We start from the raw sequence: 19,362 nt of genomic DNA, 5'->3' as shown, positions 1-19,362 counted from the left end.
TCCCACGCTCTGCGTGGGAACGATCAGTGAAAAAGCTGCAAGCCGCAAGTTAAAGCGGTACGCGGACTGCTTCTAATCTTGCAGCTTGTAGCTTGCCGCTTGTGGCTAGACTTTCTTGTACAGCTGACTGCCTTCCTTCTTGAACCGCTCGGCCTGTTCCGCCAGACCTTTGGCGACGTCCACGTCGACCGCGTCGATGCGCTGGTTGGCCGCATACTCGCGGACTTCCTGGGTGATCTTCATCGAGCAGAATTTCGGCCCGCACATCGAGCAGAAATGCGCGACCTTGGCCGAGTCCTTCGGCAGGGTTTCGTCGTGATAGGAACGTGCGGTGTCCGGGTCCAGGCCGAGGTTGAACTGGTCTTCCCAGCGGAATTCGAAACGCGCCTTGCTCAGTGCGTTGTCGCGGATCTGCGCGCCCGGGTGTCCCTTGGCCAGGTCCGCCGCATGCGCGGCGATCTTGTAAGTGATGATCCCGGTCTTCACGTCATCCTTGTTCGGCAGGCCCAAGTGCTCCTTCGGCGTCACGTAGCAGAGCATCGCGCAACCGAACCAGCCGATCATCGCCGCGCCGATACCGGAGGTGATGTGGTCGTAGCCCGGCGCGATGTCGGTAGTCAGCGGGCCGAGGGTGTAGAACGGCGCCTCGTCGCAGCATTCGAGCTGCTTGTCCATGTTCTCTTTGATCAACTGCATCGGCACGTGGCCCGGGCCTTCGATCATGCATTGCACGTCGTGCTTCCAGGCAATCTTGGTCAGCTCGCCGAGGGTTTCCAGTTCGCCGAATTGCGCTTCGTCGTTGGCGTCGGCAATCGAGCCCGGACGCAGGCCATCGCCCAGCGAGAAGCTGACGTCGTAGGCCTTCATGATTTCGCAGATTTCGTCGAAGTGGGTGTAGAGGAAGTTCTCTTTGTGGTGCGCCAGGCACCACTTGGCCATGATCGAGCCGCCACGGGAGACGATGCCGGTGACGCGTTTGGCAGTCAGCGGTACGTAGCGCAGGAGCACGCCGGCGTGAATGGTGAAGTAGTCGACGCCCTGCTCGGCCTGTTCGATCAGGGTGTCGCGGAACAGCTCCCAGGTCAGGTCTTCAGCGACGCCGTTGACCTTCTCCAGCGCCTGATAGATCGGCACGGTACCGATCGGCACCGGCGAGTTGCGGATGATCCACTCGCGGGTTTCGTGAATGTGTTTACCGGTGGACAGGTCCATCACCGTGTCCGAGCCCCAGCGAATGCCCCAGGTCAGCTTCGCCACTTCTTCTTCGATCGAAGAACCCAGGGCGCTGTTGCCGATGTTGCCGTTGATCTTCACCAGGAAGTTACGGCCGATGATCATCGGTTCCAGTTCGACGTGGTTGATGTTGGCAGGAATGATTGCGCGGCCGCGAGCGATTTCTTCGCGGACGAATTCAGGGGTGATTTCTTGCGGAATGCTTGCGCCGAAGCTGTGGCCGGCGTGTTGCTGCTTGAGCAGGCCAGCCGCGCGGGCCTCTTGCAGCTTCATGTTTTCGCGGATGGCGACGTATTCCATCTCGGCAGTGATGATGCCTTTGCGCGCGTAGTGCATCTGGCTGACGTTGGCCCCGACCTTGGCGCGGCGCGGGTTGTTGACGTGGGCAAAGCGCAGTTTGGTCAGTTCGGCATCGGCCAGACGCTGCTGACCGAAGTTCGAACTCAGGCCCGGCAGGCGCTCGGTGTCGCCACGGTCATCGATCCACGCCGAACGCACATCGCCGAGGCCTTTGCGCACGTCGATCACCACGTTCGGATCGGTGTACGGGCCGGAGGTGTCGTAGACCGTGACCGGGGCGTTGATCTCGCCGCCGAAATCGGTCGGGGTTACATCGAGGCTGATTTCGCGCATCGGTACGCGGATGTCCGGGCGCGAACCCTGAACGTAGACTTTTTGCGAACGGGTGAACGGCTTGACCGACTGCTCGTCGACCTTGGCCGAGTCACTCAGGTTGATCGCGTTTTTTTCTTTTGTTGTCATCACGGGCTCTCCAGACAGCATCCAGCAGTGGATTGTCGGAGCAGAACCTGAAAGGCACGGACGCACCAGGACCGGTGCTGTGCATTCGTCATGGCGTTCGATTGTCGAACAATATCCCGGACGAAGCACAAGAGGACTCGCCGGGTGACGAGAAATCTTGTTCCCTACGCAGGCGCTAACCTGATCAGGTTCAACGGGATCCGAAATTATTCGATCTCAGCCTCATAGCAAGGCACCCCGACAAGAACCCGGCCAGTCTAGACACAACCACCGAGGAACGCCAACACCGCAGCAAACGCCATGATGAATGGCGTAAATACCCAGGCTGGCCGATTGTTGCCGGAGCAATGCGCAACTACACTCGCTTGGCCTGCTCAGCCTTGACGCTGTGCGGGCTGCGCCTTACCTTTGGCGCCCGGATTACTTCCATAATATTCATGCTAGGGATCGCCTCATGCTGCGCAAACTTTCACTGGCTGTTGCCGTGTCCTGTGCGTCCAACACAATGGCCTGGGCAGCGGAAGCACCCTTGTCGACCAAAACCGATCTGGTCAGCGTCTACCAGGAAGCGGTCGACAATAACGCCGACCTCGCGGCGGCCCGCGCCCAGTATGGCGCGCAGAAAGAAGTGGTGCCGCAGGCCCGCGCCGGTCTGCTGCCGAACCTGTCCGGTGGCGCCGAAGTCGCCGACGTGCGCACCTCGATCGACCAACCCTCGGCCATCGCCAACCGCAGCGCGCATTCCTATCAGGCGACACTGGCGCAGCCGCTGTTCCGCGCCGATCGCTGGTTCCAGTATCAAGCAGCCAAGGACGTCAACGAACAGGCCGCGCTGCAACTGTCGGCGACCGAACAGAACCTGATCCTGCAATCGGCCGAAAGCTACTTCAACGTGCTGCGCAGCCAGGACAATCTGGCCTCGACCAAGGCTGAAGAAGCGGCGTTCAAACGTCAGCTCGACCAGTCCAACGAGCGTTTCGATGTCGGCCTCTCGGACAAGACCGACGTGCTGCAATCGCAAGCCAGTTACGACACCGCGCGAGCCAACCGTATCGTCGCCCAGCGTCAGGTCGATGATGCGTTCCAGGCGTTGATCACCCTGACCAACCGTCAGTACAACTCGATCCAGGGTATCGTCCACACGCTGCCGATCCTGCCGCCGGCACCCAACGATGCGAAATCCTGGGTCGACACGGCGGCGCGGCAGAACCTCAATCTGCTCGCCAGCAACTACGCGGTCAGCTCCGCCGAACAGACGCTCAAGCAGCGCAAGGCCGGCCACTTGCCGACCCTCGACGCCGTGGCGAAATACGAGAAAGGCGACAACGACGCCCTCGGCTTCGCCAACCCCAACTCGTTCGGCGCGCCTTATGGCGGTAACGTCGAGCAGAGCACCCTGGGCCTGCAACTGAACATCCCGATCTACAGCGGCGGGCTGACCAGTTCGCAAGTGCGTCAGTCCTATGCGCAACTGGATCAGAGCGAAAAGCAGCGCGAATCGCTGCGCCGGCAAGTAGTGGAAAACACCCGCAATCTGCACCGCGCGGTGAACACCGACGTTGAGCAGGTGCAGGCGCGCCGCCAGTCGATCATCTCCAACCAAAGTGCAGTGGAAGCCACGGAAATCGGCTATCAGGTCGGCACGCGCAACATCGTCGACGTGCTCGACGCGCAGCGCCAGCTGTACACCTCGGTGCGCAACTACAACAACACCCGCTACGACTACATCCTCGACAACCTGCGCCTGAAGCAGGCGGCGGGAACGCTGAATCCGGGTGACCTGGAAGATCTGCGGCGCTATCTGAAAGCCGACTACAACCCGGACAAGGACTTCCTGCCGCCGGATCTGGCGTCGGCGGCTGAAGCGCAGCTCAAGGCCCGGCCATAAGCAATCTGGAATGAATCCCCTGTGGTGAGGGGATTTATTCCCGTCCGGCTGCGCAGCAGTCGTAAATCCGGCTTGCCAGATTTGCCTGAATCACCGCGCTGAATGGTTTCGGGGCCGCTTCGCAACCCAGCGGGGATGAATCCCTGTGGTGAGGGGATTTATCCCCGTCCGGCTGCGCAGCAGTCGTAGATCCTGTTTGTCAGATCTGACTGAATCACCGCGCTGAATGGTTTTGGGGCTGCTTCGCAACCCAGCGGGGATAAATCCCCTCGCCACAGTATGGCCCGGCCATAAACAATCTGAATGAACCTCTGTGGTGAGGGGATTTATCCCCGTCCGGCTGCGCAGCAGTCGTAAATCCTGCTTGCCAGATCTGACTGAATCACCGCGCTGAATGGTTTTGGGGCTGCTTCGCAACCCAGCGGGGATAAATCCCCTCGCCACAATATGGCCCGGCCATAAACAATCGGAATGAACCTCTGTGGTGAGGGGATTTATCCCCGTCCGGCTGCGCAGCAGTCGTAAATCCGGCTTGCCAGATCTGACTGAATCACCGCGCTGAATGGTTTGGGGCTGCTTCGCAACCCAGCGGGGATAAATCCCCTCGCCACAGTAAGGCCCGGCCATGAACAATCTGGAATGAACCCCTGTGGTGAGGGGATTTATCCCCGTCCGGCTGCGCAGCAGTCGTAAATCCTGCTTGTCAGATCTGACTGAATCACCGCGCTGGATGGTTTTGGGGCTGCTTCGCAACCCAGCGGGGATAAATCCCCTCGCCACAGTAAGGCCCGGCCATAAACAATCTGGATGAATCCCCTGTGGCGAGGGGATTTATCCCGTCCGGCTGCGCAGCAGTCGTAAATCCTGCTTGCCAGATCTGACTGAATCACCGCGCTGAATGGTTTTGGGGCTGCTTCGCAACCCAGCGGGGATAAATCCCCTCGCCACAGTAAGGCCCGGCCATGAACAATCTGGAATGAACCCCTGTGGTGAGGGGATTTATCCCCGTCCGGCTGCGCAGCAGTCGCAATAGCGGTGGACACGGTTTTTCTGAATCACCGCGCTGAATGGTTTTGGGGCCGCTTCGCAACCCAGCGGGGATGAATCCCTGTGGTGAGGGGATTTATCCCCGTCCGGCTGCGCAGCAGTCGCAATAGCGGTGGACACGGTTTTTCTGAATGACCGCGTTGAATGGTTTGGGGCTGCTCCGCAACCCAGCGGGGATGAATCCCCTCGCCACAGTAAGGCCCGGCCATGAACAATCTGGAATGAACCCCTGTGGTGAGGGGATTTATCCCCGTCCGGCTGCGCAGCAGTCGCAATAGCGGTGGACACGGTTTTTCTGAATCACCGCGTCGAATGGTTTTGGGGCTGCTTCGCACCCCAGCGGGGATAAATCCCCTCATCACAGTAATATTTCAGGCGATTATTGGATCAGCCGCGCCAAGCCATCCACCAGCCGCTGTAACGCGCCCTGATTGCGGCGCATCACCGCCAGCCCGGCCTCGGCCATGCGCTGCGCATCACGCGGCAGTTCGAACAAGCGCTGCACCTCGACTGCGAGGCCTTCGGCATCATCCACTTCGGCCAACGCCCCGGCTTCGCGCAACTGCGCGGCGATGTCGAGGAAGTTGAACAGGTGTGGGCCGCTGAGTACCGGTTTCGCCAGCGCGGCGGGTTCAAGCAGGTTGTGCCCGCCATTCGGCACCAGACTGCCGCCGACAAATGCGCTGTCGGCCAGGGCATAGAGAAACAGCAGTTCGCCCATGGTGTCGCCGAGCAGCACGCGCGTCTGCGCATCGACATTGGCCCAGGTCGAGCGACGTACCGTGGCGAAACCTTCGCGCTGGCACAGGTCGAACACCGAATTGAAGCGCTCGGGATGACGCGGTACCAGAATCAGCAACGCATCGGGATGGCTGGCAAGCAATCGACGATGGGCGTCAAGCACCACTTCGTCTTCGCCTTCGTGAGTGCTCGCGGCGATCCATACCGGGCGATCCTGCGCCTGCCATTGGTTACGCAGTTCGGCTGCGCGTTGCAGCAGTTGCGGGTCGATGGTCAGGTCGAACTTGATCGAGCCGGTGACTTCAACCGTCTCCGGCCGGGCGCCCAGATCACGGAAGCGCTGGGCCTCGGCTTCGGTCTGCACGGCGAACAGGCTCATCTCATCCAGCATCGGCGCGGTCAATTTACTGAAGCGGCCATAACCGCGTGCCGAGCGCTCGGACAGTCGCCCATTGGCCAAGGCCACCGGAATTCCGCGCTTGGCACATTGATGAATATGGTTGGGCCACAGCTCGGTTTCCATGATCACCGCAAGTTTCGGCTGCACGCGATCAAGAAAACGCGCCGCCGCACACGGCAAGTCGTACGGCAAATAACAGTGCTGCATGCGCGCCTCGTTGGCGAACAGTGCCTGAATCCGCTCCGAACCGGTCGGGGTCATGCAGGTCACGGTGATCGGCAGCGTCGGATAGCGTTCCAGCAGCGCGCGGATCATCGGCGCAGCGGCAATGCTTTCACCTACCGAAACCGCGTGCACCCAGATGCCGCCGGGCTGCAAGGTCGGCATGCCAAGAGTAAAGCGCTCGCCAATGCGCTTGGCATACGCCGGCGCCTTGCGTGCGCGCAGCCACAGCCGAATCGCCACCAATGGCAGCCCCAGGTAAAACAGCGCGGTGTAGAGAGTTCTATTCATGGCGGCGGAGTTTATCGGCTTTTGTCGCCGATCGCCCGCAAGTGCACGGCAAAACGTTCCGCCAGCCAGCGCGCGGCCGGGCCGAGCGGTTCGTCGCGGCGCCAGACCAGTTCCACCACCAGCGCTGGCGGCGTCCATTCGCTATCGAGTTCAACCATTTGGCCTTGATACGCCGAGTACTGCACAACGTGGCGCGGCAACCACGCCCAACCGAGATCGCGCACCAGCCATTCGGACATCACGTAAAAGCTGTCGGCGCGCCACACCTGCGGGCTGGCCGGCTCGTTGCCGGGATAGACGCTGGTCTGCGTCGACATCAGCAGTTGCCGGTGCTGCGCCAGTTGCTCGCACGTCACGTAAGCCTGCTGCGCCAGCGGATGATTGACGCCGCAGACCGTGAGCATTTCGACGCGGCCAAGCACGCGGCGCTCAAGGGCTTCGGGGATTTCATCGTGATAGAACAGCAGGCCGAGATCAGCGCGACGCTCGACCAGTTTGCGCGCGACTTCGCCTTGGGCGGCGCTGGTCAGTTGCACTTCCAGGCTGGGAAACTGCTCGGCCAGTTCGCCGAAACTTTCCACCAGCGCCTGATACGGCATCGCCTCGTCCTGAGCCACCCGCAACTGCGCCTCCTGACCGCGCAGCATCGCCATGGCCCTGCCGTTGAGGCGCTCGCACTGGCGCAACACTTCGCGGGCCTCTTCCAGCAATGCCGCGCCCGCCTCGGTGAGCATCGGCTGCCGACCGCTGCTGCGCTCGAACAGACTCACGCCCAAATCCTCTTCGAGCATCGCAACGGCGCTGCTGATCGCCGACTGCGCCTTACGTTGTCGACGTGCCACGGCGGAGAACGAACGCTGCTCGGCGACGTCGACAAATATGCGTAGCTGCTCAAGATTCCATTGCATGCGCGCTTTCGACCTATCTCTAGAACAGATAGGTAATGACTTTACCCCATCTGAGCAGTCCCTAGAATGTCACCTCAGCAAGCAACGTTTTATTTGAGGATCACAACCATGAACGCCTACGTCTATCTGGCCATCGCCATCTGCGCCGAAGTGATCGCCACCGTTTCGATGAAAGCGGTCAAGGGCTTCAGCACGCCGCTGCCGCTGATTCTGGTGATTGTCGGCTATGGGATCGCATTCTGGATGCTGACGCTGGTGGTGCGCACCGTACCGGTGGGCGTTGCCTACGCGGTCTGGGCGGGGATGGGCATTGTCATGGTCAGCGTCGCCGCTCTGTTCATTTACGGGCAGAAGCTCGACGTACCGGCGATGCTGGGGATGGCGTTGATCGTGCTGGGGGTCGTCGTGATTCAGCTGTTTTCGAAAACCGCCGGGCACTGAGATCAACCCATTACTTGTGGGAGCGAGCCTGCTCGCGAAGGCATTGGGTCAGATAAATCATGGTCATCTGACACTCCCCATTCGCGAGCAGGCTCGCTCCCACATCTGGATTTGCATTCGGCGCATTGATCATCGACAAATCCGCCCTTTTCCCGAGTCTGTATACTGCGCCCTCGTCTTGAACACTGAGGTCGCTGCATGCCATCCGTTATTTCCACCGACGTTCTGATTGTCGGCGCTGGTGTCGCCGGCCTCTGGCTGAATGCGCGCCTGCGCGGTCAGGGTTTTTCGACCGTGCTGGTGGAAAGCGCCAGCCTCGGTGGCGGGCAGAGCGTGAAGTCCCAGGGCATCATCCATGGCGGCGCCAAGTACGCGCTGCACGGCGCGCTGACTGGCGCCTCGGAAGCCATCGCCGATATGCCGCGACGCTGGCGCGAGGCGCTGGCCGGCAATGGCGAGCTGGATCTGTCTGGCGTACGCCTGCTGTCCGAAGCGCATTACCTGTGGTCGCCGGGCACGCTGGCCGGCAACCTGACCAGTTTCTTCGCCAGCAAAGCCGTGCGTGGCCGGGTCGATCAGGTCAAGGGCGATGAACTGCCGCCGGCCCTGCAAGACAAGCGCTTCAAGGGCAAGGTCTATCGCCTCGCCGAACTGGTGGTCGACGTGCCGAGCCTGATCCAGCGTCTGGCCGAGCTGGCCGGCGACGGTCTGCTCGCCGGTCAGGTCATCGAGCCGCTGCTGGAAGCCGGTGTGCTGGTCGGCCTGAAAGTCGATGGGCGTGAGATCCGCGCCCAGCGCATCGTCCTCAGTGCTGGCGCCGGCACGGCCGAACTGCTCGAAGCGTTGGGCCTCAGTCGCCCGGCCATGCAGCGCCGACCACTGCACATGATCCTCGCCAAAGGTCCCGGTTTGAAACCGCTGTACGCGCACTGCCTGGGCGGCGGCACCAAGCCGCGCATCACCGTGACCACGCACCCGGCGGCTGATGGCCAGTGGGTCTGGTACATGGGCGGCGACATCGCCGAAAGCGAAGGCGTGGCCCGCGATCCGGCGGAACAGATCGCCACCGCGCAAAAGGAAATCGCTCAACTGCTGCCGTGGATCGACCTCAGCACCACGCAATGGGCGACCCTGCGCGTCGACCGCGCCGAGCCGCTGCAAACCGGCCTGACCCGTCCGGACAACGCGTTCCTCGCCGAGGAAGGTCGCTTGCTCGTCGGCTGGCCGACCAAACTGGCACTGGCGCCGGACTTCGCCGACCGCGTCATCGCTTCGTTGCAACACGACGGCATCCAGCCGCAGGCGACTGAACCGCTGCCGCCGCTGCCGAAACCACCGCTCGGTGTACCCGCGTGGGAGCAACTGCTGCCATGACCATCGCCACCCTGCACGAACTGCATCGCCAGCTGGGCAGCACCGGTCTGTCGGTGTCGCCGCTGGGTCTGGGCACGGTCAAACTCGGCCGCGACCAAGGGGTGAAATACCCAAACGGCTTTCAGATTCCCGGCGATGACGAGGCGCGCATGCTGCTGCGCCAGGCGCGCGACTTGGGAATCAACCTGATCGACACCGCACCGGCCTATGGTCGCAGCGAAGAACGCCTTGGCCCGCTGCTGCGCGGTCAGCGTCAGGATTGGGTGATCGTCAGCAAGGTCGGCGAAGAGTTTACCGATGGCCTGTCGCGTCACGATTTCAGCGCTGCGCACACACGGATGTCGGTCGAACGCAGCCTGCAACGTCTGGAAACGGATTTTATCGACCTGGTCCTCGTGCACTCGGACGGCAACGACATGGCCATCCTTGAGCACGAAGAGGTGTACGTCACCCTCGCGGCGCTGAAGGCCGAGGGCAAGATTCGCGGCTTCGGCTTTTCCGGCAAAACCGTCGAAGGCGGCTTGAAAGCGCTGGAGCAAGGCGACTGTGCGATGGTCACCTACAATCTGAACGAACAAAACGAAAAGGCGGTCATTGACTATGCTGCTGCCCACGGCAAAGCGATTCTGGTGAAAAAAGCCTTGGCCAGCGGTCATGTCTGTCTGAGTCCGGGAGTCGATCCGGTGCGCGCCAGCTTCGAGTTGCTGTTCACTCATCCCGGCGTCGCCAGTGCTATTGTCGGCACCATCAATCCGCTGCACCTCGCCCATAACGTAGCGACCGTTGCCCAGGTCCTGCGTAGTCACTGACGCCGCCCCGCGGCCTTAAGCCAGGAGCCGATATGCCGCGCACGCTCATCCGCAAGAACCCGAGCAACTTCAAGACGCTGCCGCTGTTCGTCGACGCCACACCCGAAGGCCTGAGCTATCAGAGCGTCGGCATGCCGCTGAACTTCGCCCAGACCCTGCAACGGCGTAAACCGGTCAGCGTCGCCGACAGCGAGCGCTTCGCCCTGGAACTGGCCAACCTCGGCGTGTCCGTGCGCCTGACCCTGCATTGGCAGAATCGCGATTACTGGGTGCTGGTGCGCCAGCGTCGGCAGGATCGCGGCGACGTGGTACTGAAGCTGATTTCCGGCTACGTACCGGCCCATGAGCTGAACATTCCGCTGCACACGGCGATTCAGGAAATTGCCGAAGAGTGTCTGCTGGAAACCCCGGAAGGCTGGCTCGGCGGGCGTTTCAACGACACCTGGCTGCCTGCGCCCTACTCCGCCGCGCTGCATTACCGCGAAGCGCTGCCGTTTCGCCTGACACCGCTGTCCGGTTCGGCACGGCCGGTGCGCTGCGCAAACCTGCAATTGCTGGAGCGGCCACGGGCCTACGTGCATTTGCCGACGGCGTCATTGCAATTGATCTATGACCTGCGCCTGGACGTACCCAAAGAGGCGAAATCCCTGAGCCTGTTTCATGTCGATGAGCGCCTGGAAGGCGATCAACTGGTGGCGCGGCTCGATCGCAAACGGCCTGACCTGTACTTGATGCCATTGCACGACGGTCAGCCGCTGCCCGAGTTGTATACGCTGAAAAAGGATCAACTGTATCCGGCGAGTACGCGCGGTCTGTATCTGGCTGAAAGCTTTGCCCGACAGGATGGCTGGCTGGTGCGCGATGAGCGGATTCGCTGGAAGGACTGGTTGCGCCAACAGGGCCTGACGCCAGCGGAGAAGGCCACTGGACTGGCACGCCTGCGCGGCAAGGCCAGGCAATTGCTGAAGAAAATCGTACCGCGCAAGAAAGTGAATTCCTGAAAGCAAAAGATCGCAGCCTTCGACAACTCCTGCATTGGAATGTATTTCCCTGTAGGAGCTGCCGCAGGCTGCGATCTTTTGATCTTATTGGCCGCGGATCTTTTCCACGATCGCTGTCGTCGAGCTGTTTTCCACCAGCCCCAAAACTTTCACGGTGCCGCCGTAAGCGGTAACGATATCGGCGCCGACTACCTGATCGATGCCGTAATCGCCGCCCTTGACCAACACATCCGGTTTGACCTCGCGCAGCAGGTTTTCCGGCGTGCCTTCAGAGAAGCTGATCACCCAGTCCACCGCGCCGAGACCGGCAAGTACCGCCATGCGTCGATCAACGCTGTTGATCGGCCGGCCCGGCCCTTTCAGGCGGCTGACCGAGGCGTCATCGTTGACCGCGACGATCAGACGATCGCCTTGAGCGCGGGCCTGCTCCAGATAGGTCACGTGGCCGGCATGGAGGATGTCGAAGCAGCCATTGGTGAAGACAATCCGCTCGTTGTGCGCACGGGCATCGTCAACCGCCAGCAGCAGTTGCTCAAGACCCAGCACACCTCGCTCCGAACCCTCTTCGCGCTGAATGGCGCGGCGCAGCTCCGGGGCGCTGATCGCTGCTGTACCGAGCTTGCCGACGACGATACCGGCCGCCAGATTGGCCAGCGCCACCGCGTGCGGCAGTTCTTCGCCAGCGGCAATGGCTGCCGCCAATGTCGAAATCACCGTATCGCCGGCACCGGTCACGTCGAACACTTCGCGGGCGCGGGCCGGCAGGTGCAACGCCGGATGATCCGGGCGCAACAAGGTCATGCCGTGTTCGCCGCGGGTCACCAGCAGTGCGCCGAGGTCGAGTTCCTGCATCAGCACGGCGCCTTTGCTCACCAGCTCGTGCTCATCGGCGCAACCACCGACGATGGTTTCGAACTCGCTGAGGTTCGGCGTGATCAGGCTGGCGCCGCGGTAGATCGAAAAATCCTTGCCCTTCGGATCGGCCAGCACCGGAATGCCCTTGGCACGGGCGGCCTGGATCAGCGTCTGATGATTCTTCAGCGCGCCTTTACCGTAATCCGACAGCACCAGCACTTTGATGCCTTCCAGCAGCTCGTCGACCTGCGCGGTCAATGCCAGCGCATCGGTGGCAAACACTTCTTCAAAATCGATACGCAGCAGTTGCTGGTGCCGGCTCATGACCCGCAGTTTGACGATGGTCGGTTGATGGGCGATGCGCTGGAACAAGGCGCGCACGCCGGCGCCCTTGAGACTGTTGCTCAGGCTGTCGGCGGCTTCGTCATCGCCGGTCACGCCCACCAGTGATGCCGGTGCACCCAGCGCGGCAATGTTCAGCGCCACGTTGGCGGCACCGCCCGGGCGATCTTCGATCTGCTCGACCTTGACCACCGGCACCGGCGCCTCAGGGGAAATCCGTGAGGTTCCGCCATGCCAGTAACGGTCGAGCATGACATCGCCGACCACCAAGACAGGGGCTTGATCGAATCGCGGCATCGACAATTTCATGGAGCAACCCACATACAAAATGAACAGGGGCGCGATATTAACAGGATCGCGCACACCGGGAATACACGAGGGTGAGGCTGGCTCACCCTGGTCTGCAGATCAGGCAATGTCTTCGGCCGGGGCATCCAGGCCCATCGCATGCAGACGCGCATAGTAGCCATTGTGGGCAAGCAGTTGGGCATGCGTGCCGCGCTCGACGATCTCGCCCTGATCCATCACCAGAATCAGATCGGCCTTCTCGATGGTCGACAAACGGTGGGCAATCACCAGTGTGGTGCGGCCCTTCATGACATGGTCGAGTGCCGCCTGAATGTGCCGCTCTGATTCGGTATCGAGGGCCGACGTCGCTTCGTCGAGGATCAGCAGCGGGGCATTTTTCAACAGCGCCCGGGCGATCGCCAGACGCTGACGCTGGCCACCAGACAACAGCACACCGTTTTCGCCGACCTGGGTATCGAGGCCCTGGGGCATCTGCGCGATGAAGTCCATGGCGAATGCGTCCCGCGCGGCCTTCTCGATATCTTCCCGAGGCGCGCCTGCCAGATCGCCGTAAGCGATGTTGTTGGCGATGGTGTCGTTGAACAGCGTTACATGCTGAGTGACCTGCGCCACATGGCGACGCAGATTGCGCAGGCGATAATCTTCGATCTCGACATCATCGAGCAGAATCTCGCCGGTCTCGTGGTGATAGAAACGCGGAATCAGACTGGCCAGCGTCGATTTGCCGCTGCCGGAACGCCCGACCAGGGCGATCATCTGACCTGGAGATGCGGTGAAGCTGATGTTTTTCAGCACTTCCCGTTCAGTGCCCGGGTAAGTGAAGCTGAGGTTGTTCACCGCCAGATGGCCACTGACCCGATCACGCTCGATCGTGCCAGTATCGATTTCCGGTTCAACGTCGAGTTGCTCGAAAATGCTTTCTGCACCGGCCACGCCTTTCTGGATGGTCGAGCTGACTTCGGACAATTGCCGGATCGGTTTCGGCAGCAGGCCCGCGGCCGTGATGTAGGCCACCAGATCACCGGCCGTTGCATCACCGCGCAGGAACAGCACCAGGAACATCAACACCGCCATGGCGGTGTAGATCACCAACTGCAGCATCGGCGTATACACCGCGCCGGTCTTGGTCATACGCAACTGTTTGTCGGTGTTGCTCTGGCTGGCCGCTGCAAAACGCTGCTGCTCATAAGCCTCGCCACCAAAACTGCGCACGACCCGATAGCCTTGAATGGTTTCGGAAGCGACGTGAGTGACATCGCCCATGGCCACTTGAATCTTCTTGCTCTGCTTGCGGAATTTCTTGCTGGTGTTGCCGACCATGAACGCGATCACGGGCAGAATGGCCAGCATCACCAGGGTCAGCTTCCAGTTCATCCACAGCAGATAGGCGAACAGGAAAACCACGGTCAGGCCTTCGCGGATCACCACTTTGATGGCATCTGTGGCGGCACCGGTGACCATGGTCACGTTGAAGGTGATGCGCGAGATCAGATGACCCGAGTTATGGGTATCGAAATAGCGATTGGGCAGTACCAACAGCTTGTTGAACAGTTCGATACGCAGGTCATGCACCAGCCCCAACGAAACCCTCGCCAGGTAATAGTTGCCGAGAAACGAGCCGAGGCCTTGCCACGCGGCGATCAGGATGATCAGCAACGGCACAGCCATCAACAGCTGCACGTCTCGCAGATAGGGCACATTGGGGAAGAGCACCGCTTCAGGGTTGCTCAGGCCATCGACGAAATACTTGAGAATCCCGGCCAGCATCGGTTGCGTGGAAGCAAAGATCACGAAGCCCACGATACTCAGCAGGAAAAGACCGATATAGGGTTTTACGTACCCCAACAGCCGAAAGTAGATTTTCAGGCTGGATTCCTGTTCCGCTTTGGGCGGTGCGTCAGTCATCGTAGAACTCACTGGTTAAGAAGAACGCGAAATTTTATCACAAGCGCCGCCATTGGCCCGCGCCCATACCAAAACGCTGGCAAGCCCCAACGGCAGCCAGCTGATGAACCACTCGGCACGAGGGGTGCCGGTCAGGCTGGCAGCGTCGAACTGCATCGCCAGTGTCGAGAACAGCCAGATCCCGATAACCCCACGGGCATAAAGGGTCTCGCGAACTTTCCAAGCCTGGAGAATCACGCCGAACCAGACGGCAGCCCATAACAGCAGTCCCGGCAGACCCAGCACGATTGCGACGTGGGTAAACAGATTGTGGGCGTGGTCGAAAGTCATGCCCGACCAGAAAACCCGATAGTCCCCACCCAGGCCCAACCCACCCCAGGGATGTTTGGCGATCATATCCAGAGAGGCCATCAGAATCTGCGGACGATACGAGACCCCGCGCGCCAGAACCAATGGTTCGAAAAACCACAGCGCCAGCATGGCCACCACCAGAGCTACGGCCGCGACGATGCGACTGTGGCGGTCACGGCACCACATCGGCATGGCCAGGATGGTGAGAAACAATGCCAATCCCGCACCACGACTCTGACTCATCAGCACAAATGTGCCCAGCACCGCCAGCGCCAACGCATAGATCACTTGCCATATCACACCGCGCGGCGCCCACAATGCCAGCCACACAGCCGCCACACCGATCACATAGCCACCGAGGATCGGATGCGCCAGCTCACCCAGCCCTTCCACCCGGGCGGACCAGACGTTGCCTTCTATGCCGTAGAACTTGACGATAGCCACCAGCGCAGTCACTGCCAGCCCCAGCCCGCCCCACTGCATGATGCGGATCAATCGCTCGGGACGCCCATTGGCAAACACCGGAAAAAACAGCAGAAACACCACGATGTACAACAGGCGCTTGGCTTCGCGGCCGGGCTCAGGTGCGTTTGTCCATGCCAGACTGATCAGCGACCAGATCAGCAGACCGAGCATTGGCAGGTAGATCCAGCGTTGCTCATGGAGCACTGCCATGACGCGATGGCGCGCCGGCCAACACAGCAACAGCGCCGGCAACCAGACGAGAGCGACGAGCCCTTGTTGGTAGACCTTGTTGGTGGGCGCTACGGCAATGGCCAGTAGAAACCACAAGAGCCCTGTCGCCATCCATAGTTGCGCCCAGCGTGTTTCCTGCATCAATCTGCTCCTGACAAGGGTTCGCCCATGCGACGCGGCATGGTTAAAATCGAAACTTTTCGGCATCATTGCCCGCTACAACACCCCGCACTTTCGACAAGGCTTCCTACGATGCGATGCTCCCGGCTTTCACAAGCCGCTCTAGACCAAATGATCGACGCTGCCAAAGTGCTGGAAGCGGACAGCTACGGGCCGAAAGTCTACCTGCTGCAGGATGGAAAAATTCTTAAACTGTTCCGTCGCAAACGGTTTTTTTCATCCGCTTTGTTTCGCCCCTATTCGAAGCGATTCATCGACAATGCCGTCGAACTGCAAAAGCTCGGCGTACCGACGTTGCAGATTCTCCAGTTCTTCCGCCTCGAGAAACCCGGCATGACCGCCGTGCTGTATCAGCCTCTGCCAGGGCAAACGCTGCGGCAGATAGCCAGCGAACAAGGGTTCGACTGGAAGCAGGCATTGCCGGATCTGGCCGCTTTGATACGCAGCCTGCACCGCTCGGGCATCTATTTCCGCTCCCTGCATCTCGGCAATATCGTGGTCACGCCAGACAACCGCATGGGCCTGATCGATGTCGCCGACATGCGCTTTACCCGTGGACCGTTGCCCGAACGCTTGATCAGACGCAACCTGCAACATTTCGCCCGCTATATTGCGCGCGAGAAGCTGAACGACAGCTTTCCGATGCAAGCACTGGAGCGCGCAGTGTTGTCGTCATGAAAACAATGCGCGGGCAGCCTGGCTGAAGCTCGACCAGGCCTCGTCCGGCGCAAGCATCCGGTATTGCTCGGCATTGATCGCCCGAGATGAGGCACTGAAGGCTCGGTCAATGGCCTCGGACCATGCTTGCGTGTCATTGACCGGGGCATACCAGCCAGCGCTGCCCAGCTGTTCGCTGAACACTTCCAGATCGCTGCACAGCACCGGTACGCCGGCCATCACCGCCTCCTGCATGACCAGCCCCAAGCCCTCTTCCAACGAAGGTATGGCAACCCAGTCGAATGCACGATAAAGCTGCGCTGCTTCGTTCAGATGCCCGGTCAGCAAGACCTTCCCATGCAAGCCAAGCGCTTCGATGCGCTGCTCCAGGGCCGTACGTTTGGAGCCCTCACCAATAATGACCAGGCGCAAGTCCGGGCGGGTGTCGAGTGCTGCAGCAAAGGCATCAAGCAGATAGCCGAAACCCTTTTCGGAGACCAGCCGCCCCACCGCGCCCAATACCGGCGTATCGCCTTGCGGCAATCCCAACCGTGCCCGGGCTTGCTCGCGGGTGAACAGCTCAGCGCGAAATGCCTCCGGATCGAACGCACTTCGCAACGGAGTGACAGGCATCTGCAGATCATGAGCCAGCGAATCGGCAAGGGTGCTGGAGACAGCAACCAATGTCAGCCGGGACGCCGGCAATGCCTGAAAAAGTGCCTGATCGCCGGCATTCAGACGTGCCGAGCCATGGAAAATCACCACGACGCGGATGTCTGGCAGACTCTTGAGGACCGGCAATAACGTGCGTGCCACCCCCATGCCGTCCAGCAGCAGCAATCGAGCGTCACTGTCCACTAGCGCCTGGCGAAACCTCGCCCGCATCAATGGCCTGGCGAAGCGCCAGAAATGCCGGCCTTTGAGGCGGGCCGACGATAATTGCCACTCCCGCACCTCGCCGACGTCCACGCCGCACTCGGTTCCTTGCCCCTGGAGCAGCCAGGTCTTGACCTCCGCCGAAGGCGAGGCCTGAGACAATATCTGCTGGTGCACTTTATGGATTGATGCGAACGGAGCACCACCGGCCCACATGATATTCAGGATATTCATCGGGCAGAAAGCCGTTGCATGGATTTGCGGGGACAAGCTGCGGCGTACTCGAACTCAGTTGATGAACCAGCCAATGCAGACTCCCAGCAATAGAAACAGGGCGAACTTGATCTGTTCGCGGCGATTGCGGCGCGCTTTGCGTTCACGCTCGACATCCGTTTGCACATGCAGGCCGAAACCGGTGTGCATGACCGCGTCTGCCTCGAGGATCAAGGCGTCCCTGTTCAATTGCGAGTAGCGCTGTGACAAGGCCTTTTCGCCACCGTGCCCGGCGAAAGGTGCACACAACCGATAGTCCTCGAGTCGGCGCAACCCCGGGTTCAGCGAGAACCCCTGCCACTCCGGCTTGTCGGAAATCAGCGGATAACACGCGACGCCATCGACAATCTCGCGCGCGCCCAAATGGATATAAGGGCTGTGAACACGCAGATCGTGATTATAGCTGCGCAACCAGATCTGCAGAATTTCCGGCCGGGCCTCCAGAATAGTCATGGAGTCTTCCACGAACCCCGGACGGTAGAACTCCCAGTCGTCTTCGCAATGGAAGATATAAGGCGTAGTGACCTGCCCGTAGGCCAGGTCGATCGATGCCAACTGGCCCAGCTTCGGACGATTGACGAAGATCGTGCAATGCTCTTTCCAGTGCGCAGGCAGAATCCCGGCAACGCCTTCGTCGCCGGCATCTTCGGTGATGAACACTTCACGAATGGGTGCCGTGTTGTATCGGTCGAAGCTGTCGAGAGTGGTCTTGAGCAGATCGAGTCGACCGCAGCTGGTAACCACCAATGTAATCTGGCTTTCTTTGGAAAATTGCACCGAAATCTCGTTAATCAGAAGTCGCCAGCAATATCACTGGCTATATGACACTTGTCAAATGCCCAGTTTCAGGCGGATTTTTTCCAGCAGACTCAGCGGCGCCCGATCACGCAGCGGCGGCTCAAGTTCTTCAACGATGCGCTGACCGATCCGCGCAAAACTGAACTGACGTACCGCCAGCTCACGACCATTGTCAGCGATGCGCTGCGCCAGTTGCGGATCTTCGCGCAGCCTGGCCAGTTTTTCCTGCAACTGCGTGATCGTCTGATAGAACACCACGTTGTGCATGTCCTGCAAACCCAGCGCCGCGCCTTCGGCGGCGCCTTGATCATAGGCCAGCAGGACGCAGCCGCAAGCCATGGCTTCGAAGTTCTTGATCATGAACTCGCCCATGCCCACGTCCGCGCTGACAAAAAAGCGGATACGGTTGAGCGTTTCCAGATATTCAGCCCCGGACTTGGTCCGCGTCACCAGCAGCGGCTCGACCTGACCCAATTCATCCAGCAGTGCCTTGCGACCGCTGTAGGCCACACTGTTGGTACTGCCGACGAAGGCAAGTTCGATATCCCGCTCGCGCCCCAGGTCTTGCAATTGCGTCTGATCGTAGCCCTTGGGCACGAACACGGCGTCGAAGCCCTCCGAGCGCAGGCGCTCGGCAACCACGAAACCGGAACTGATCACGCGTGCCCACGGCAAGCGGCGGTAGTGCGCGCTGAACTTGCCAGTGTATTTGCAGGGGATGTAATTCTGATAGGCGTCGTGCTCCAAAATCACCAGATTGGGGATGGTGCGGATAAACCCGACTTGACGGATCTCCTGCTTGAAGCGCAAGAAAAACACGATGCGGTCATAGCGCGAAACGTCGACTTCGCGGCGGAAATATCGACGCAGATTGCGCTGCTCGTCACCACTCAACCAGCGCAAATCGCAATCGCAATGGGCTGCAACACCCTCGTACAAACGATCGAGTATGGCCCGTTGATCTTTCTGCACCAGAAATAGAACTTTCATTGTCTTCCTTGCC

15 protein-coding genes and 1 riboswitch are annotated in these 19,362 nt (G+C 60.5%); of the genes, 6 read left to right on the top strand and 9 right to left on the bottom strand.

Annotated features, from left to right (window positions below):
- Positions 1–105: 105 nt before the first annotated feature.
- Positions 106–1,995 carry a phosphomethylpyrimidine synthase ThiC gene (thiC, locus tag ND528_RS18690; RefSeq protein WP_263470892.1) on the bottom strand — a complete coding sequence of 630 codons (1,890 nt, stop codon included), beginning with the start codon at positions 1,993–1,995 and terminating at the stop codon, positions 106–108.
- Between the two features lie 144 nt (positions 1,996–2,139).
- A riboswitch (TPP riboswitch) is annotated at positions 2,140–2,245 on the bottom strand.
- A gap of 204 nt (positions 2,246–2,449) precedes the next feature.
- Here thiC and ND528_RS18685 point away from each other — a divergent pair.
- Positions 2,450–3,883: a TolC family outer membrane protein gene (locus ND528_RS18685; RefSeq protein ID WP_263470891.1), complete on the top strand. Its 1,434-nt coding sequence runs from the start codon at positions 2,450–2,452 to the stop codon at positions 3,881–3,883.
- A 1,426-nt stretch (positions 3,884–5,309) separates the two neighbouring features.
- On the opposite strand, the gene waaA is transcribed toward ND528_RS18685, so the two are convergent.
- A complete protein-coding gene (waaA, locus tag ND528_RS18680) occupies positions 5,310–6,584 on the bottom strand; it encodes a lipid IV(A) 3-deoxy-D-manno-octulosonic acid transferase (protein WP_263470890.1) in 1,275 nt (424 codons plus the stop codon).
- 11 nt (positions 6,585–6,595) lie between these two features.
- A complete protein-coding gene (locus ND528_RS18675) occupies positions 6,596–7,492 on the bottom strand; it encodes a LysR family transcriptional regulator (RefSeq protein WP_263470889.1) in 897 nt (298 codons plus the stop codon).
- A 108-nt stretch (positions 7,493–7,600) separates the two neighbouring features.
- Here ND528_RS18675 and ND528_RS18670 point away from each other — a divergent pair, with 108 nt between their 5' ends.
- The 4 genes from ND528_RS18670 (at position 7,601) to ND528_RS18655 (ending at position 11,117) form a co-directional block, all read left to right on the top strand.
- A complete protein-coding gene (locus tag ND528_RS18670; protein WP_016771980.1) occupies positions 7,601–7,933 on the top strand; it encodes a DMT family transporter in 333 nt (110 codons plus the stop codon).
- 198 nt (positions 7,934–8,131) lie between these two features.
- A complete protein-coding gene (locus ND528_RS18665) occupies positions 8,132–9,307 on the top strand; it encodes an NAD(P)/FAD-dependent oxidoreductase (RefSeq protein ID WP_130911112.1) in 1,176 nt (391 codons plus the stop codon).
- A complete protein-coding gene (locus ND528_RS18660) occupies positions 9,304–10,116 on the top strand; it encodes an aldo/keto reductase (RefSeq protein WP_263470888.1) in 813 nt (270 codons plus the stop codon). Before ND528_RS18665 ends, ND528_RS18660 begins: the two co-directional genes overlap by 4 nt.
- A gap of 32 nt (positions 10,117–10,148) precedes the next feature.
- Positions 10,149–11,117, top strand: a complete 969-nt coding sequence (locus tag ND528_RS18655; protein WP_263470887.1) for a metal ABC transporter ATPase — start codon at positions 10,149–10,151, stop codon at positions 11,115–11,117.
- Positions 11,118–11,201: 84 nt separating this feature from the next.
- On the opposite strand, the gene hldE is transcribed toward ND528_RS18655, so the two are convergent.
- From hldE to ND528_RS18640, 3 genes are all read right to left on the bottom strand, one after another.
- The gene (gene hldE, locus ND528_RS18650) at positions 11,202–12,623 is read right to left on the bottom strand and encodes a bifunctional D-glycero-beta-D-manno-heptose-7-phosphate kinase/D-glycero-beta-D-manno-heptose 1-phosphate adenylyltransferase HldE (protein ID WP_263470886.1); all 1,422 of its coding nucleotides are present in this window, start codon (positions 12,621–12,623) and stop codon (positions 11,202–11,204) included.
- Positions 12,624–12,722: 99 nt separating this feature from the next.
- Positions 12,723–14,528: a lipid A export permease/ATP-binding protein MsbA gene (msbA, locus tag ND528_RS18645; RefSeq protein WP_016771984.1), complete on the bottom strand. Its 1,806-nt coding sequence runs from the start codon at positions 14,526–14,528 to the stop codon at positions 12,723–12,725.
- Positions 14,529–14,543: 15 nt separating this feature from the next.
- Entirely contained in the window at positions 14,544–15,716 is a 1,173-nt protein-coding gene (locus ND528_RS18640) for an O-antigen ligase family protein (protein WP_137215175.1), read from the bottom strand.
- A gap of 111 nt (positions 15,717–15,827) precedes the next feature.
- On the opposite strand from ND528_RS18640, the gene ND528_RS18635 reads away from it, so the two are divergent.
- Complete coding sequence (locus tag ND528_RS18635) at positions 15,828–16,433, top strand: BUD32 family EKC/KEOPS complex subunit (RefSeq protein ID WP_130912201.1); 606 nt, start codon at positions 15,828–15,830, stop codon at positions 16,431–16,433.
- Here ND528_RS18635 and ND528_RS18630 read toward each other — a convergent pair.
- Genes ND528_RS18630 through ND528_RS18620 form a run of 3 tightly spaced genes read right to left on the bottom strand, consistent with a single transcriptional unit; the run spans position 16,428 to position 19,349 of the window.
- Positions 16,428–17,522: a glycosyltransferase gene (locus ND528_RS18630; RefSeq protein ID WP_130912195.1), complete on the bottom strand. Its 1,095-nt coding sequence runs from the start codon at positions 17,520–17,522 to the stop codon at positions 16,428–16,430. The two genes, ND528_RS18635 and ND528_RS18630, sit on opposite strands and share 6 nt — an antisense overlap.
- Before the next feature lie 54 nt (positions 17,523–17,576).
- Positions 17,577–18,338, bottom strand: coding sequence for a glycosyltransferase family 2 protein (locus tag ND528_RS18625; RefSeq protein WP_130912194.1), 762 nt, complete (start codon positions 18,336–18,338; stop codon positions 17,577–17,579).
- Between the two features lie 54 nt (positions 18,339–18,392).
- Entirely contained in the window at positions 18,393–19,349 is a 957-nt protein-coding gene (locus tag ND528_RS18620; RefSeq protein ID WP_130912193.1) for a glycosyltransferase, read from the bottom strand.
- Positions 19,350–19,362: the final 13 nt, after the last annotated feature.

This window comes from Pseudomonas mercuritolerans (assembly GCF_025706525.1).
GTDB classification, from domain to species: domain Bacteria; phylum Pseudomonadota; class Gammaproteobacteria; order Pseudomonadales; family Pseudomonadaceae; genus Aquipseudomonas; species Aquipseudomonas mercuritolerans.
The sequence above is the reverse complement of the archived record's forward strand: the minus strand, read 5'-3'. Positions and strand labels throughout refer to the sequence as shown.

Bases quoted from the DNA above. Each gene is read 5' to 3' on its own strand.
- thiC (WP_263470892.1), bottom strand. From the start codon at position 1,995: ATGACAACAAAAGAAAAAAACGCGATCAACCTGAGTGACTCGGCCAAG.
- ND528_RS18685 (WP_263470891.1), top strand. From the start codon at position 2,450: ATGCTGCGCAAACTTTCACTGGCTGTTGCCGTGTCCTGTGCGTCCAAC.
- waaA (WP_263470890.1), bottom strand. From the start codon at position 6,584: ATGAATAGAACTCTCTACACCGCGCTGTTTTACCTGGGGCTGCCATTG.
- ND528_RS18675 (WP_263470889.1), bottom strand. From the start codon at position 7,492: ATGCAATGGAATCTTGAGCAGCTACGCATATTTGTCGACGTCGCCGAG.
- ND528_RS18670 (WP_016771980.1), top strand. From the start codon at position 7,601: ATGAACGCCTACGTCTATCTGGCCATCGCCATCTGCGCCGAAGTGATC.
- ND528_RS18665 (WP_130911112.1), top strand. From the start codon at position 8,132: ATGCCATCCGTTATTTCCACCGACGTTCTGATTGTCGGCGCTGGTGTC.
- ND528_RS18660 (WP_263470888.1), top strand. From the start codon at position 9,304: ATGACCATCGCCACCCTGCACGAACTGCATCGCCAGCTGGGCAGCACC.
- ND528_RS18655 (WP_263470887.1), top strand. From the start codon at position 10,149: ATGCCGCGCACGCTCATCCGCAAGAACCCGAGCAACTTCAAGACGCTG.
- hldE (WP_263470886.1), bottom strand. From the start codon at position 12,623: ATGAAATTGTCGATGCCGCGATTCGATCAAGCCCCTGTCTTGGTGGTC.
- msbA (WP_016771984.1), bottom strand. From the start codon at position 14,528: ATGACTGACGCACCGCCCAAAGCGGAACAGGAATCCAGCCTGAAAATC.
- ND528_RS18640 (WP_137215175.1), bottom strand. From the start codon at position 15,716: ATGCAGGAAACACGCTGGGCGCAACTATGGATGGCGACAGGGCTCTTG.
- ND528_RS18635 (WP_130912201.1), top strand. From the start codon at position 15,828: ATGCGATGCTCCCGGCTTTCACAAGCCGCTCTAGACCAAATGATCGAC.
- ND528_RS18630 (WP_130912195.1), bottom strand. From the start codon at position 17,522: ATGAATATCCTGAATATCATGTGGGCCGGTGGTGCTCCGTTCGCATCA.
- ND528_RS18620 (WP_130912193.1), bottom strand. From the start codon at position 19,349: ATGAAAGTTCTATTTCTGGTGCAGAAAGATCAACGGGCCATACTCGAT.